The following is a 13,499-nucleotide window of genomic DNA, read 5'->3' on the forward strand; positions in this document are numbered from 1 at the left end:
GTTGGCGCTCGATGGAAATCACGCAGAGCGATCGCCATGACTCGGTGGGGCGCATTGCGGAACGTATCTGCGTACACATTCCGGGCCGCCCTTCGCTCACTGCGACTCCTTAGTCACGCTACGCTCACGAGGATTCCGACGCAGACAGGCATCTCGACATCAGACCGACAGCTCACCCAGGCATCCCCACTTCACAGCAGAACGGCACAAGGCGACGAATGCCCCAGCACACCTCTGGGTCCGACCGGGCGGCGGTCCCCCCAGCCGCCCGTGAAGGTGGCAGCGTGCGGCCGCCCGCTCCCTCGACGCTCGACGAGCTGTGGCGGTCGTACAAGGACACGGGGGACGAGCGGCTGCGGGAGCAGCTGATCCTGCACTACTCGCCGCTGGTCAAGTACGTGGCGGGACGGGTGAGTGTCGGCCTGCCGCCCAATGTCGAGCAGGCCGACTTCGTCTCGTCCGGGGTGTTCGGGTTGATCGACGCGATCGAGAAGTTCGACATCGACCGGGAGATCAAGTTCGAGACGTACGCGATCACCCGGATCCGCGGCGCGATGATCGACGAGCTGCGGGCGCTGGACTGGATCCCGCGGTCGGTGCGGCAGAAGGCGCGGAACGTGGAGCGGGCGTACGCGACGCTGGAGGCGCGGCTCAGGCGGACGCCGTCGGAGACCGAGGTGGCCTCCGAGATGGGCATCCAGGTCGACGACCTGCACGCGGTGTTCAGCCAGCTGTCGCTGGCCAACGTGGTGGCGCTGGAGGAGCTGCTGCATGTCGGGGGTGAGGGCGGGGACCGGCTCAGCCTCATGGACACGCTGGAGGACACCGCCGCCGACAATCCCGTGGAGGTGGCGGAGGACCGCGAACTGCGGCGGTTCCTGGCGCGGGCGATCAACACGCTGCCCGACCGGGAGAAGACCGTCGTCACGCTGTACTACTACGAGGGGCTCACGCTCGCCGAGATCGGCAACGTCCTGGGTGTGACCGAGAGCCGGGTCAGCCAGATCCACACCAAGTCGGTGCTGCAGCTACGGGCGAAGCTGGCGAGCTTCGGGCGCTGAGAGGGGTGCAACGCTCCCGTCGCGGGTGGTGCGTCCGTAGAGTGGTTGACGTGCCAAGGATTCGAGCGGCCTCCGTGGCCGAGCACCGGTCGATGCAGCGAGCCGCCCTGCTGGACGCGGCTCGGTCGTTGCTGTCCGAGGGCGGGACGGAGGCGCTGACCTTTCCGGCCCTTGCCGAGCGGACGGGTCTCGCGCGGTCCTCCGTGTACGAGTACTTCCGGTCACGGGCCGCCGTGGTCGAGGAACTGTGCGAGGTCGACTTTCCCGTGTGGGCCGCGGAGGTGTCGGCGGCGATGGAGCGGGAGGACACGGCCGAGGCCAAGGTCGAGGCGTATGTGCGCCGGCAGCTGGCGCTGGTGGGGGACCGGCGGCACCGGGCCGTCGTGGCGATCTCCGCGAGCGAACTGGACGCGGGAGCCCGGGAGAAGATCCGGGCCGCGCACGGAGAACTCGTGACGATGATCGGCGATGCCCTCGCACAGCTGGGCCACTCCGAGCCGCGGCTGGCCGCGATGCTGCTCCAGGGAATCGTGGACGCTGCCGTACGACTCCTCGAACTGGGCGCGGCGGAGGAGCCTGCGGCGATCACCGAGGCGGCGGTTGGGATGGCGCTGCGGGGGGTGCGGGGCTGATCGCCCCAACCCCGGCTACTCCACCTCACGAGGCAGCGGCACCCCCAGTACCGGTAGCAGTCTCGACGGGCCGTGGGTCAGGAGGTTCGGGGGGAGCAGGGACAGGGGATCGAGGTAGGTCTTGTCTCTCAGGAGGCCCCAGTGCAGGCAGGACGTCGTGCAGTGCGAGCCCGTCGGCTCCACCGTGCCCAGCACATCCCCGGCCGCCACCTCCTCTCTCTTGGTCACCGTCGCCCGCACGGGTTCATATGTCGTGCGTAAGGAGGTGCCGGCCAGGTGCACGGAGACCACGCCCCGGCCCGCCACCCGCCCGGCGAAGGAGACGCGGCCGGGGGCGACGGCGCGTACCGGCGTTCCCGGTGGGGCCGCTAGGTCCACGCCGCGGTGACCGCGGCCGTAAGGCGTCGCCGGGGGTTCCCAGCCCCGCAGGACTGCGGGGCGCGTGCCCACGGGTCCCACGGGCCAGGCGCGGCCGACGGCGGGGACCGCAGGATCCGACCTTGATCCGGGCTCCGGTCCCGATCCCGCCCCTGGCCCGAATTCCGCCCCCGCCCCCGGCGGCCCAGGCGGAGGCTCCGCCCAGGCCCCCGTGACGAAGGTGGTCGACGTCAGCATCAATAGGCCCAACAACACGGGCAGTACCGCCCAGAACATCCGCACGCATCGGTTGGTTCGCATGGCGCAACCGTCCCGCACGAGCCGTGATCATGGCCGGGATCTGTGGACCACCGCCCGGTTGTGGACAGCGGCGTCACCCGCTGCCTCGTGGGTCCCGTACACTTCCTTTGGCGATCCGGGTCACCGGGTCGACTTCGCACGCCCCGACACCACACCTCGTAGAGGTCGGTGTCAGCGCCCCTCGGTCCTTCGTGGCACGGCGCACGCGGGCGTCAGGCGCGAGTGCTGATCCGGCACCCGCGGCACAACCGAGAAACCAAGGAGAACGGCCATGGCCGTCGTCACGATGCGGGAGCTGCTGGAGAGCGGCGTCCACTTCGGTCACCAGACCCGTCGCTGGAACCCGAAGATGAAGCGCTTCATCTTCACCGAGCGCAACGGCATCTACATCATCGACCTGCTCCAGTCGCTGTCGTACATCGACCGCGCCTACGAGTTCGTCAAGGAGACCGTCGCCCACGGCGGCACGGTCATGTTCGTCGGCACGAAGAAGCAGGCGCAGGAGGCCATCGCCGAGCAGGCCACCCGCGTCGGCATGCCCTACGTCAACCAGCGCTGGCTGGGCGGCATGCTCACCAACTTCTCGACCGTCTACAAGCGTCTGCAGCGCCTCAAGGAGCTCGAGCAGATCGACTTCGAGGACGTCGCCGCCTCGGGTCTGACCAAGAAGGAGCTTCTCGTGCTCTCGCGCGAGAAGGCCAAGCTGGAGAAGACCCTCGGTGGTATCCGCGAGATGCAGAAGGTGCCCAGCGCCGTCTGGGTCGTGGACACCAAGAAGGAGCACATCGCGGTCGGTGAGGCCCGCAAGCTCAACATCCCGGTCGTCGCGATCCTCGACACCAACTGCGACCCCGACGAGGTCGACTACAAGATCCCGGGCAACGACGACGCGATCCGCTCCGTCACCCTGCTCACCCGTGTGATCGCCGACGCGGTCGCCGAGGGTCTCATCGCCCGCTCCGGTGTCGCCACCGAGGGCAAGGGCGAGAAGGCCGCGGGCGAGCCGCTCGCCGAGTGGGAGCGCGACCTGCTCGAGGGCGAGAAGAAGGCGGACTCCGAGCAGGCCGCCGACAAGCCCGCCGAGGCCGCCGCCGAGAAGCCGGCCGAGACCCCCGCCGCCGAGGCCCCGGCTGCCGAGGCCCCGGCTGCCGAGGCCCCCGCCGCCGAGGCTCCGGCCGCGGACGCCGAGCAGGCCTGACCCGTCAGCGTCCTGTAGTCGACGGCGGGAGCGGTACGGCAACCTGCGCCCTCGGCGCGGTGAAGTCCGCTCCCGCCGTTCACCCGTAGGTCGGCGGAGCGTCGACGGCCTCGACCACATGGGGCCGCAGACCCCGTAGATCTTCGATCTTCCAGACTTCGAGAAAGATTCAAAGACTCATGGCGAACTACACCGCCGCCGACGTCAAGAAGCTTCGTGAGCTCACCGGCGCCGGCATGATGGACTGCAAGAAGGCGCTGGACGAGGCCGACGGCAACGTCGAGAAGGCCGTCGAGGCGCTCCGCATCAAGGGCCAGAAGGGCGTCGCCAAGCGCGAGGGCCGCTCCGCCGAGAACGGCGCCGTGGTCTCGATCATCGCCGACGACAACTCCTCCGGCGTCCTCGTCGAGCTGAAGTGCGAGACGGACTTCGTCGCCAAGGGCGACAAGTTCCAGGCCGTCGCCACCGCGATCGCCGAGCACATCGCCAAGACCTCCCCGGCCGACCTCCAGGCGCTGCTCGCCTCCGAGATCGAGGCCGGCAAGACCGTCCAGGCGTTCGTGGACGAGGCCAACGCCAACCTCGGCGAGAAGATCGTCCTGGACCGCTTCGCGCAGTACGGCGACGGCTTCGTGACCGCGTACATGCACCGCACGATGCCCGACCTGCCCCCGCAGATCGGTGTCCTCGTCGAGTTCGACAAGCCCAACGCCGAGGTCGCCAAGGGCGTCGCCCAGCACATCGCCGCCTTCGCGCCGAAGTACCTCTCCAAGGAGGACGTGCCGGCCGAGGTCGTCGAGTCCGAGCGCCGCGTCGCCGAGGAGACCACCCGCGCCGAGGGCAAGCCCGAGGCCGCCCTGCCGAAGATCGTCGAGGGTCGCCTCAACGGCTTCTTCAAGGACGCCACGCTGCTCGGCCAGCCGTACGCGCTCGACAACAAGAAGTCGGTCCAGAAGGTTCTGGACGAGGCCGGTGTCACCCTGAAGCGCTTCACGCGTATCAAGGTCGGCATCTGAGTCCGTGCCGCGAGCGGCGCGTCGGCCCGATAGGGTCGGCAGCAGTCGTCCGGTACGCCGTCACGCGCGCGCGTGACGGGCGACAGCAGATCTGACGAGGAGGCCATTGCCGAGCACGGGTTGCGACCACACCCCACCGGCAGTGGCCTTCTTCGTATGTGCACCACATGAAAGAGGCGGGAACTCGATGACCACGAAGGCCCAGAAGAGCGACGACGGCAAAGTATCCGGTCGGTTTCTGCTGAAGCTGTCCGGTGAGGCCTTCTCCGGCGGCGGGGGCCTGGGTGTGGACCCCGATGTGGTGCACAAGATCGCCCGCGAGATCGCGGCGGTCGTGCGCGACGGGGCGCAGATCGCGGTCGTCATCGGCGGCGGCAACTTCTTCCGCGGCGCGGAACTGCAGCAGCGCGGCATGGACCGGGCCCGCTCGGACTACATGGGCATGCTCGGCACCGTGATGAACTGCCTCGCCCTCCAGGACTTCCTGGAGAAGGAGGGCATCCAGTCCCGGGTGCAGACCGCCATCACGATGGGCCAGGTCGCCGAGCCGTACATTCCGCTGCGCGCCGTACGGCACCTGGAGAAGGGCCGCGTGGTCATCTTCGGCGCGGGCATGGGCATGCCGTACTTCTCCACCGACACCACGGCCGCGCAGCGCGCCCTGGAGATCGACGCCGAGGCGCTGCTGATGGGCAAGAACGGCGTGGACGGGGTCTACGACTCCGACCCCAAGCGCAACCCGGACGCGGTCAAGTTCGACGCCCTCGGCTACGGCGAGGTCATCACCCGCGACCTCAAGGTCGCCGACGCCACCGCCATCACGCTGTGCCGCGACAACAAGCTCCCCATCCTTGTCTTCGAGCTTCTGACGGAGGGCAATATCGCCCGCGCCGTCAATGGTGAGAAGATCGGCACGCTTGTGGGTGAGCAGGGCAGCCGGGACTGACAGGCAACACCGACGGACCCTGACCGGGGGATGGACAATGTCCCGCAGGTCGGGAACCGTGCAGGAAGAAGACGCGACGCAGCCGGCCGCCGCCCCCACCAAGGAACCGCAGCCGGGCCTTACTCAAGACACGCAGGAGCAAGTGGTGATCGAAGAGACCCTCCTCGAGGCCGAGGAGAAGATGGAGAAGGCCGTCGTGGTCGCCAAGGAGGACTTCGCCGCGATCCGTACCGGTCGTGCGCACCCGGCGATGTTCAACAAGATCGTGGCCGACTACTACGGTGCGCCGACGCCGATCAACCAGCTGGCCTCGTTCTCCGTGCCGGAGCCGCGCATGGCGGTCGTGACCCCGTTCGACAAGAGCGCGCTGCGCAACATCGAGCAGGCGATCCGCGACTCCGACCTGGGCGTCAACCCGAGCAACGACGGCAACATCATCCGAGTGGTGTTCCCGGAGCTCACCGAGGAGCGTCGCCGGGACTACATCAAGGTCGCCAAGGGCAAGGCCGAGGACGCGCGCGTGTCGATCCGCTCCGTGCGCCGCAAGGCCAAGGACGCGATCGACAAGCTCATCAAGGACGGCGAGACGGGCGAGGACGAGGGCCGCCGTGCCGAGAAGGAACTCGACGACACCACGCACAAGTACGTTGCCCAGGTGGACGAGCTCCTGAAGCACAAGGAAGCGGAGCTGCTCGAGGTCTGATGAACGAATCTTCCTGGGGAGCGCCGCCGCACACCGGACCGCAGGCCGGGTACTGGGGGCCGACGGACCAGGGACCTGTCCAGGGGGCTGCCCCGGCGGGTCCCGCGTACGATGCGCCCAAGGCGCAGCACACTCGCCCCATGCCCATCGTGCCCGAGGGACCCGCGTACGGCGGTGACCAGGATGACGACCGGGGGGCTGCTCGGCTGAGTGGCCCCTTGTTCCGCGACGAGACGCCGCAGGCGCCGCCCCCCGGGGCGGTGCAGCAGAATCCGGAGCCCATGCCCGACGCCCCGCAGCCGGCGCCCCCGCCGCAGAAGAAGAGCGCGGGGCGCGACCTGGGTGCGGCCATAGGGGTCGGCGTCGGGCTCGGCGTGGTGATCATCGCGTCCCTGTTCGTCGTCAAGGCCGTCTTCGTCGGCGTGATCGCCGTCGCCGTGGTCGTGGGCCTGTGGGAGCTGACCAGCCGGCTCCAGGAGCGTAAGGGCATCAAGGCGCCACTGGTCCCGCTGGCGCTCGGTGGCGCCGCGATGGTCGTCGCGGGGTACGTCCGGGGCGCCGAGGGCGCCTGGGTCGCCATGGCGCTCACGGCGCTGGCCGTGCTCGTATGGCGCATGACGGAGCCGCCGGAGGGCTACCTCAAGGACGTCACGGCAGGCGTCTTCGCGGCGTTCTACGTACCGTTCCTGGCCACCTTCGTGGCGCTCATGCTGACCGCCGACGACGGCCCGTGGCGGGTGCTGACCTTCCTGCTCCTGACGGTGGTCAGCGACACGGGCGCGTACGCCGTCGGCTGGCGCTTCGGCAAGCACAAGCTGGCTCCGCGCATCAGCCCCGGCAAGACCCGGGAAGGACTGGTCGGCGCGGTCAGCTTCGCGATGGTCGCGGGCGCGCTGTGCATGCAGTTCCTGATCGACGACGGCGCCTGGTGGCAGGGTCTGGTTCTCGGCCTCGCGGTCGCGGGCAGCGCCACGCTGGGCGATCTCGGCGAGTCGATGATCAAGCGGGACCTGGGCATCAAGGACATGGGCACGCTGCTGCCCGGCCACGGCGGCATCATGGACCGGCTGGACTCGCTGCTGCCGACGGCGCCGGTGGTGTGGCTGCTGCTGGTCCTGTTCGTGGGGTCCGGCTGACGACACGGGTGGTCCCACTCCGGCGATGGCGGCGCCGTCGGCCGAGTGGGACGATTCCGGTGTAAGCGGGGTCGTTTCGAAAGGAGGGCGTCATGTCCGCCTTCCACGGAGAGATCGATGTCGACCGTGCCCCACAGGACGTCTGGTCGTACGTCGTCGATCCCTCGCATCTGCCGGAGTGGCAGCTGAGCGCGGTCTCCGCTGAGCAGCTCGACGAAGATCCGCCGCACCCCGGCTCCCGGGTCCGCGTCATGCGCCGGGTCGGGAACCGCGAGATGCCGATGACCATGGAGTTCACCGAGTACGACCCACCGCACAGCTGGAGTCTGCGCGGCATCGACGGCCCGGTCAGGGGGTACTTCCACGGAGCGGTAGAGCCGCTCGACGACGGCCGCCGCACCCGCGTGACCCTGGACCTCGACTTCGAGGGCCACGGCATCGGCAAACTCCTGGTACCGCTTGTCGTACGCCCCCAGGTGCGGAAGGAACTGCCTCGGAACGAGCAGTTGCTCAAGGAGAGGCTGCAGATTCACGGCAAGCTCCGGGCCTGACGAAGGCCCGCGCGGTGGCGGGCCTTCGAGGCTTCGGTCACTTCACGTCGGCGCGCAGCGAGTCGCCGAGCAGGCCGTCCGTGTAGGTCACGTACTTGGGCGTGAAGGTGCCCTTGCCCGTGATGGTGCCGGTGATGTTCTCGCCGGGCGCCAGGTCCACGGTGTCGATCTGCTTCTCGTCGACGCCGAGTTCGGCGGTGTGCTTGGTGCCGCCCGTGTCGGTGACGGTGAAGTACAGGGGGTTCACGTCGACCTTGTCGTCGCTGTTGTTCGTGACGGTGACCAGGACGCTGGTGTAATTGCGGTCCTGGGCCAGAATGCTCTTCGAGAAGCCGGTCTTCTTGGCCGTGACCTTGACCGGGGCCGGGGCGGGCTTCGGGTCCTCCTCGTTCTTCTTCTCGTCGTCGGCGGCCTCCTTGTCGTCCTTCGGCGCGGAGGCCGCGGGCGTGTCGCTGGAGCTGCTTGACGCGGAGTCGCTGTCTCCGCCACCTCCGGCGACGGCGGCGATGATGCCGATCAGGACGAACAGGGCGACGATCCCGAGGCACCCGAGGCCGACGATCTTCCCGGTGCTGCGCTTCTTCGGCGGCTGGGGCTGCGGGAACGGGGGCTGTCCGTACGGCTGCTGGCCGTAGGGCTGCTGTCCGGGCTGCTGCGGGTAGCCGTATCCGGGCTGCTGCTGCGGGTACTGCGGGTTACTCATGGTCTCCCCTGGACGTGCTGTGGTGAATGCGAAGTGTGCGACTTGTGGATGCCATGTGTGGTTGCCTCACATCGGCTGGATTCACCCAATCGTGATGAACGGTGTGGTGGCGGCGTCGTTGAGGACCGAGATGTGGCCGGCGCCGACGATGATCTGGCCTACGTCTCACCGTGGGGCTTCGACCCCCGGCAGATCGCCGTACCCGTCCTCCTGCTCCACGGCGACATGGACCGCGTCGTACCCAGGCGCCTGGCGTGGAGGTGGGGCAGGCTGCGATCTCGGAGCCGTGCGGGGGCGAGGTTCCTCGGACCGGACGGTCACACCTTGATCGTGACGACCCTCGTCAGCCGATCCTCACCGTGCCGCACCACTACTCACGGTTCACGATCGCTGTTCTCCGACCGCGCTCCCCGCCACCTGGACGTGCCACCCGCCGCGGGTGCAGGCGATTCCAGAACTGTGCGGGCGTCGCGCACGAAGTCCCGGTAAGCGAGCTGAGTCTTTCCCCGGCTGTCCTGCAGTTGGGTGCTCACTTCCGTCGTATCGTCCCCGGCTGTCTGCGCATCGCGCCACGCCAGAAGGAGTCGACGAACGTCTTGGAAGAGGATGGCGATCCGGCCGGCGCTCTGCGAAGCGAAGTGTGGCCCGGCCACCGCGACTCGAACGCGGGCACTGCCGAAATCCTCGATCGCATCCTTGAGGTTCACCGCGAGCTCCTCAAGCCCTTCGGTGCGCCGGACCTGCAGCGCGTCCTCCATGGCTGTGGCGGCTCCCGCGAAACGATCGTAAGCAACCAGGAAGTCCTCGTAAGCGCGCTGACGCTGCTGGCGCAGCCATTGCCCGTGCTCGACGCGTTCTTGATCTTTTGCCTGGTGCCGTGTCGCCAGATAGGTGACGCAGGCGGTGCCCAACGTGCCCACCACGCCGACACCGGCTCCGAGGACTGCAGCCAGGCCTTGATCCACGGTGACATGCTGCCGGACGGCTCCCAGCTGCACAACTGCCCAGCCCTGTGCAGCAGTTGCATTGCAGCGGCGAGGTACTGCTCCACCGTCGGGCCGTCCGAGATCGCTCAGCCGCGACAGACGGCGACCACCAGTGACAGGCGTCCCATCCCGCCGCCCCAGGTCACCCCACTCGATCTGCGACACTGGTACAGCCATGCCAAATCCCGGAGAACTGGCAGCAGTTGGGCAGCAATAAGCCCCCTACCAGCGCGTTAGGCGCGGATAGGGGGCCTGGTGTGGGTCACTGGGCCGTCTCTGGGCCGTCCGGCTCAGGAGGGCCGGGCAATAGCACCCGGTCCACGGCTTTCCTCGTACGCTCCTGACTCGACGGCATCAGATGGGCGTACACCCGGAGCGTCAGCCCGGGGTCGGAGTGCCCCAGGTACTCGCTCACGGCCTTGATGCTCTCCCCGGCGTCCAGCAGGACCGACGCGTAGAAGTGCCTCAGGGCATGCATGCCGTGTTCTCGGGCCGACTCGTACTTGCCGTCTTCGTCCGCTTCCGCGATCAGTCCGGCCGCCGCGAGCGCGGGCTTCCACTCCTGGATGTTGAAGTTGCTGCGCCAGACGAGCCCGCTCGCGGTGTTCGTGAACAGCAGGCGGGCCGACACCTTCGGGCCGTCCGGCTTGCGCCACGGCAAGGTGATCTCAAGCGGCTTGTACGCGTCCATGTGGGTGCGAAGGGCTTGAGCCACCGATGAGGGCAGTGGCACGTCCCTTTCCTTGTTGCACTTGGGTGGGGCGAACACGGCCTTCCCTCTGATGAGCTTCACCTGGCGGACGACGCGCACGGTGCCGCCCTCGAAGTCGACCGCGTCCTCAGCGAGACCGACGATCTCACCCTGCCGCAGCCCGCATCCTGCCCCCATGTCGACCATGGACCGATACCGCTCGGGGAGCGCGGCACGGACAGCCTGAACCTGAGCGGGCGACCAGGGCACAACCCGGCGTGGCTGAGACGCCGGCGGGCGGACCGACTTTGCGGAGCACGGGTTCCGTGGCAACAGCCCGTCGTCAACGGCGGCGCTGAGTACGGCTCGTACGTCGCCGTAGATGTTCCGCGCGTACCCACCGCTCACGGCAGGGTCCCGCTCCAGCGCACCCACCAGGCCGCGGATGTGCTCTGGACGAAATGAGTCCAGGGGCCGCGAGCCGATCAATCGGAACGCGTGTAGGCGGAGCCTCTGTTCGACCACAACTTGACTGGCGGGGTCGATGCCGTGCGTCTTGAGCCACTTCTCGGCGTAGCTCTTGAAGGTGATTCGAGCGGCCCGGGGGTCGATGTACTGACCGCGCGACATGTCCGACGCGATGTCGATAAGCCATTGTTCCGCGAGACGCTTCTGTCGGTCCGGGAAGCTCTTCGACTTCTCCGTGCCGTCGGGGCCGATGTATCGGGCCCGGTAGCGCAGGCCCGTGCCGTGGCGCTCTGTCTTGACCCTGACTGGCTTGCCGTCCGGGCCGGACTCGGTCCTGTACCAGCGGTCTTGGATGTGTCCGGCCATCAGGCGGCCTCCCCAAGTTGGGAGTCCACCCAGGCCCGCACGTCGTTCGGGTCGAAGCGCAGATGACGGCCGACGCGGAAGCCGCGAGGGCCGGTGTGCTTGCGGCGCCACTGGTAGACCGTTTCGACGCTGGGGAGTTCGAACATCTCCACCAGGTCGTCAGGGGTCAGGAAGCGGTTCGGCAGCTCTGATGCCATGGTCACCACTCCCTTTCGATGGGCTGCGTGCGCAGTTCCTCGCGGGCGGTTTCGCGGTTGAGCTCGATATGCCGGCGGATGGTGGCGGCGAGGGCGGATTCGCCGGGGGTGTGGCCGTGTCCGGCGTACTGCCAGTCGGCCAGGACGAGGACGGTGTCCGGCTCGATGCCGTCGAGGCCGAGGGCTTCGCGTTCCTGGGTGGCGCGGTAGTCGGCGCGGGCCTGGCGCAGGGCGCCAAGGGTGGTCGAGTAGCGGCGGGACTTGGAGGAGAAGTGGCCGCGGAAGCCGAGCATGTGCGCCCAGGCCCACAGCCGCCGGTCCGGGTACAGCGGGTCGAGGTCGCGACAGGCGGTGATCAGGCGGCGGGCGTGGTCGGGGACGCCGTGGCGGTCGAGTTCGGCGAGTTCGCCGATCCGGCGGTCGAGGGTGCCGGTGTTCTCGGCGGCCTTGGTGGCGTACTTGGCGACGTAGGAGGCGACGGCCTGTTCGGTGAGGTCGGAGCCGTCTCCGAAGGCCTTGACGGGGCGGACGTCGAGCTGTTTGCCCCAGCGGAAGGTGCGGGCCGGTTGGTCGCCCGCGGCAGGGACGCTGACGCTGGTGTACGGGTGCTTGGCGGCGGCGCGGATGGCCGCGGTGAGCAGGGTGGTGCTGGCCCAGGCGGGCGGCGGCGAGTCGGGGCCGTCCGGGCCGTCGAGGCGGATCACGGCGTGGAAGTGGACGGCGCCGCGCTTTTGGAACTCGGCGACCTTGCCGTAGGAGACCCGGCAGAGTTCTTTCAGTTCGCGTTGGGTGAGTCCGGCGCGCTTGGCGATCTCGCGGCGGAGCCGGTTGGTGAAGCGCACCCACAGCTCGCCCGCGTGGTTGTTGAACAGCACGGCGCCCGCGTAGTCGTAGGTCGCCGGGTCGAGGGCGGTGCCGAGGGCGGGATCGTCCTCGCGGTGGCGTGCCCCGCAGCGGCAGGCGGCTCGGTCGGGCCGGTTGTGGACCGGGCCGAACGAGGGGGCGGTGAGGGTGGCGAACACCCGGGGGTGGTCGCGGACGGTGGCCGGGATGTCCTTGCCCTGGTCTCCGGCCAATCCGGCGCGCATGAGGTGGTAGGTGTCTCCGGCGTAGGTCCAGGCGCAGGCTGGGCAGCGGGAGGCGCGGCGGTTGCCGCAGGCGATGCGGAGGCGTCCGCCGGGCTCAGTCTCGGTGCTGTAGTGGTGCAGCAGTTCGCCGGTGGTCTTGTCCTTGTGCAGGACCCAGCCGGTGAGGTGGATGGGGTCGGCGCAGCCGCCGGTGCGGCGGATCTGGTCCTGCCAGCGGTCGAAGCGGTCGGACCCGGCCACCCGCAGTGCGTCGCCGAGGGTGATCGGGTCCAGGCCCGCGAAGGTCGCGGTGTCGGTCATGCGCGGCCCCCGGTGAGCTGGGCGGCGGGGGCGAGGACGGTGCCGTGGCCGTCGCAGACCGGGCAGTCGACGGTGAGTGTGGGCAGGTGCCCGTGGGCGTCGCGGGGGCCGGACGATATTGCGGCGGAGGCGAAGCCGTCGCAGTTCGGGCAGATCCGCACGCTGATGGGGGTGGCCGGGGTCGGGCCGGTCATGATGGAGGTTCCTTCCGGATCGTTGGTTCGGAGTGGGGCGGCGCCCGGGCGGCGGAGACTTGGCGGTTGAGGCCGCCCGGGGGCCGGTCAGCGTCGCCGGGTCTCGGAGGCGAGCAGGGAGCGCAGGACGACCGCGACCACGGCCACGGACAGGCCGGTGATGGCAACCGCGAGTAGCAGCGAGACGAGCACGGCGCCGACGATGAGGACCACGGCGGTGCCGCCGCCGACGAGGGCGAGCACGGTGCCCGGGGTGAGCTGGGCGACCGGCCGGGACACCCCCGGAGCCGCAGGAGCGGGCGGCGGGGTCGCGGTGCTTGGGATGACGGTGGTCGGCTCGACAACGGCGGGCGGGGTGATGACGCCGGTCGGGGTCGGCATGGTCGGGATCTTCGGGCGAAGCATCGATGAACTCCCTTCTGCAGTGGGTTACTTGACGAAGCTGTCGATGGCGGGGGCGAGGACGCTGTCGGCGAGGAGGAAGCCGCCGAGCAGGAGCACGGCGATGAGCCAGGCGGGCGGCCGGATGAGTTTGACGCCGAGGTAGCCGACGACGAGCAGGGCGAACCAGAGCGGGACGTCCAT

At 69.1% G+C, this 13,499-nt stretch carries 17 protein-coding genes; 8 read left to right on the forward strand and 9 right to left on the reverse strand.

Going from position 1 to position 13,499, the window contains the following annotated elements; all coding sequences use genetic code 11:
• The first annotated feature begins 218 nt into the window (after positions 1-218).
• Both whiG and MQN93_RS33195 read left to right on the forward strand, forming a co-directional pair.
• The gene (gene whiG / locus MQN93_RS33190) at positions 219-1,061 is read left to right on the forward strand and encodes an RNA polymerase sigma factor WhiG (RefSeq protein WP_242712455.1); all 843 of its coding nucleotides are present in this window, start codon (positions 219-221) and stop codon (positions 1,059-1,061) included.
• A gap of 74 nt (positions 1,062-1,135) precedes the next feature.
• Positions 1,136-1,693 (forward strand): TetR/AcrR family transcriptional regulator, encoded by a 558-nt coding sequence (locus MQN93_RS33195; protein ID WP_242712524.1) that lies wholly within the window; start codon positions 1,136-1,138, stop codon positions 1,691-1,693.
• A 15-nt stretch (positions 1,694-1,708) separates the two neighbouring features.
• Here the strand turns inward: MQN93_RS33195 and MQN93_RS33200 are convergent, their stop codons facing one another.
• Positions 1,709-2,371: a M23 family metallopeptidase gene (locus tag MQN93_RS33200; RefSeq protein ID WP_242712456.1), complete on the reverse strand. Its 663-nt coding sequence runs from the start codon at positions 2,369-2,371 to the stop codon at positions 1,709-1,711.
• Between the two features lie 271 nt (positions 2,372-2,642).
• On the opposite strand from MQN93_RS33200, the gene rpsB reads away from it, so the two are divergent.
• From rpsB to MQN93_RS33230, 6 genes are all read left to right on the forward strand, one after another.
• Positions 2,643-3,569: a 30S ribosomal protein S2 gene (rpsB, locus tag MQN93_RS33205; RefSeq protein WP_242712457.1), complete on the forward strand. Its 927-nt coding sequence runs from the start codon at positions 2,643-2,645 to the stop codon at positions 3,567-3,569.
• A gap of 179 nt (positions 3,570-3,748) precedes the next feature.
• Complete coding sequence (tsf, locus tag MQN93_RS33210) at positions 3,749-4,585, forward strand: translation elongation factor Ts (protein ID WP_016432390.1); 837 nt, start codon at positions 3,749-3,751, stop codon at positions 4,583-4,585.
• Positions 4,586-4,772: 187 nt separating this feature from the next.
• The gene (gene pyrH / locus MQN93_RS33215; protein WP_016432389.1) at positions 4,773-5,531 is read left to right on the forward strand and encodes a UMP kinase; all 759 of its coding nucleotides are present in this window, start codon (positions 4,773-4,775) and stop codon (positions 5,529-5,531) included.
• Between the two features lie 145 nt (positions 5,532-5,676).
• The gene (frr, locus tag MQN93_RS33220; RefSeq protein ID WP_037781101.1) at positions 5,677-6,234 is read left to right on the forward strand and encodes a ribosome recycling factor; all 558 of its coding nucleotides are present in this window, start codon (positions 5,677-5,679) and stop codon (positions 6,232-6,234) included.
• Positions 6,234-7,370 (forward strand): phosphatidate cytidylyltransferase, encoded by a 1,137-nt coding sequence (locus MQN93_RS33225; RefSeq protein WP_016432387.1) that lies wholly within the window; start codon positions 6,234-6,236, stop codon positions 7,368-7,370. The genes frr and MQN93_RS33225 overlap by 1 nt, the downstream gene beginning before the upstream one ends.
• A 92-nt stretch (positions 7,371-7,462) precedes the next feature.
• Complete coding sequence (locus MQN93_RS33230; protein ID WP_242712458.1) at positions 7,463-7,921, forward strand: SRPBCC family protein; 459 nt, start codon at positions 7,463-7,465, stop codon at positions 7,919-7,921.
• 37 nt (positions 7,922-7,958) lie between these two features.
• Here MQN93_RS33230 and MQN93_RS33235 read toward each other — a convergent pair whose 3' ends face one another.
• From MQN93_RS33235 to MQN93_RS33275, 8 genes are all read right to left on the reverse strand, one after another.
• Positions 7,959-8,624 carry a DUF4352 domain-containing protein gene (locus tag MQN93_RS33235; RefSeq protein WP_242712459.1) on the reverse strand — a complete coding sequence of 222 codons (666 nt, stop codon included), beginning with the start codon at positions 8,622-8,624 and terminating at the stop codon, positions 7,959-7,961.
• 374 nt (positions 8,625-8,998) lie between these two features.
• A complete protein-coding gene (locus MQN93_RS33245; RefSeq protein ID WP_242712460.1) occupies positions 8,999-9,589 on the reverse strand; it encodes a hypothetical protein in 591 nt (196 codons plus the stop codon).
• 283 nt (positions 9,590-9,872) lie between these two features.
• On the reverse strand, positions 9,873-11,135 hold the full coding sequence (locus MQN93_RS33250; RefSeq protein WP_242712461.1) for a tyrosine-type recombinase/integrase: 1,263 nt from the start codon (positions 11,133-11,135) through the stop codon (positions 9,873-9,875).
• The gene (locus MQN93_RS33255) at positions 11,135-11,332 is read right to left on the reverse strand and encodes a helix-turn-helix transcriptional regulator (RefSeq protein WP_242712462.1); all 198 of its coding nucleotides are present in this window, start codon (positions 11,330-11,332) and stop codon (positions 11,135-11,137) included. Before MQN93_RS33255 ends, MQN93_RS33250 begins: the two co-directional genes overlap by 1 nt.
• Before the next feature lie 2 nt (positions 11,333-11,334).
• Positions 11,335-12,720, reverse strand: a complete 1,386-nt coding sequence (gene repSA, locus MQN93_RS33260; protein ID WP_242712463.1) for a replication initiator protein RepSA — start codon at positions 12,718-12,720, stop codon at positions 11,335-11,337.
• Positions 12,717-12,914 (reverse strand): hypothetical protein, encoded by a 198-nt coding sequence (locus MQN93_RS33265; RefSeq protein WP_242712464.1) that lies wholly within the window; start codon positions 12,912-12,914, stop codon positions 12,717-12,719. The genes repSA and MQN93_RS33265 overlap by 4 nt, the downstream gene beginning before the upstream one ends.
• A gap of 87 nt (positions 12,915-13,001) precedes the next feature.
• Positions 13,002-13,319: a SpdD-like protein gene (locus tag MQN93_RS33270; RefSeq protein WP_242712465.1), complete on the reverse strand. Its 318-nt coding sequence runs from the start codon at positions 13,317-13,319 to the stop codon at positions 13,002-13,004.
• A 24-nt stretch (positions 13,320-13,343) separates the two neighbouring features.
• Positions 13,344-13,499, reverse strand: coding sequence for a hypothetical protein (locus MQN93_RS33275; protein WP_242712466.1), 156 nt, complete (start codon positions 13,497-13,499; stop codon positions 13,344-13,346).

Source organism: Streptomyces spinosisporus (assembly GCF_022698145.1).
GTDB lineage: Bacteria > Actinomycetota > Actinomycetes > Streptomycetales > Streptomycetaceae > Streptomyces > Streptomyces spinosisporus.

Excerpts from the sequence above, each read along its gene's own strand:
- rpsB (WP_242712457.1), top strand. The coding sequence starts at position 2,643 with ATGGCCGTCGTCACGATGCGGGAGCTGCTGGAGAGCGGCGTCCACTTC.
- MQN93_RS33255 (WP_242712462.1), bottom strand. The coding sequence starts at position 11,332 with ATGGCATCAGAGCTGCCGAACCGCTTCCTGACCCCTGACGACCTGGTG.
- repSA (WP_242712463.1), bottom strand. The coding sequence starts at position 12,720 with ATGACCGACACCGCGACCTTCGCGGGCCTGGACCCGATCACCCTCGGC.
- pyrH (WP_016432389.1), top strand. The coding sequence starts at position 4,773 with ATGACCACGAAGGCCCAGAAGAGCGACGACGGCAAAGTATCCGGTCGG.
- MQN93_RS33200 (WP_242712456.1), bottom strand. The coding sequence starts at position 2,371 with ATGCGAACCAACCGATGCGTGCGGATGTTCTGGGCGGTACTGCCCGTG.
- whiG (WP_242712455.1), top strand. The coding sequence starts at position 219 with ATGCCCCAGCACACCTCTGGGTCCGACCGGGCGGCGGTCCCCCCAGCC.
- MQN93_RS33270 (WP_242712465.1), bottom strand. The coding sequence starts at position 13,319 with ATGCTTCGCCCGAAGATCCCGACCATGCCGACCCCGACCGGCGTCATC.
- MQN93_RS33230 (WP_242712458.1), top strand. The coding sequence starts at position 7,463 with ATGTCCGCCTTCCACGGAGAGATCGATGTCGACCGTGCCCCACAGGAC.
- MQN93_RS33250 (WP_242712461.1), bottom strand. The coding sequence starts at position 11,135 with ATGGCCGGACACATCCAAGACCGCTGGTACAGGACCGAGTCCGGCCCG.
- MQN93_RS33225 (WP_016432387.1), top strand. The coding sequence starts at position 6,234 with ATGAACGAATCTTCCTGGGGAGCGCCGCCGCACACCGGACCGCAGGCC.
- MQN93_RS33275 (WP_242712466.1), bottom strand. The coding sequence starts at position 13,499 with ATGGACGTCCCGCTCTGGTTCGCCCTGCTCGTCGTCGGCTACCTCGGC.
- tsf (WP_016432390.1), top strand. The coding sequence starts at position 3,749 with ATGGCGAACTACACCGCCGCCGACGTCAAGAAGCTTCGTGAGCTCACC.
- MQN93_RS33235 (WP_242712459.1), bottom strand. The coding sequence starts at position 8,624 with ATGAGTAACCCGCAGTACCCGCAGCAGCAGCCCGGATACGGCTACCCG.
- MQN93_RS33265 (WP_242712464.1), bottom strand. The coding sequence starts at position 12,914 with ATGACCGGCCCGACCCCGGCCACCCCCATCAGCGTGCGGATCTGCCCG.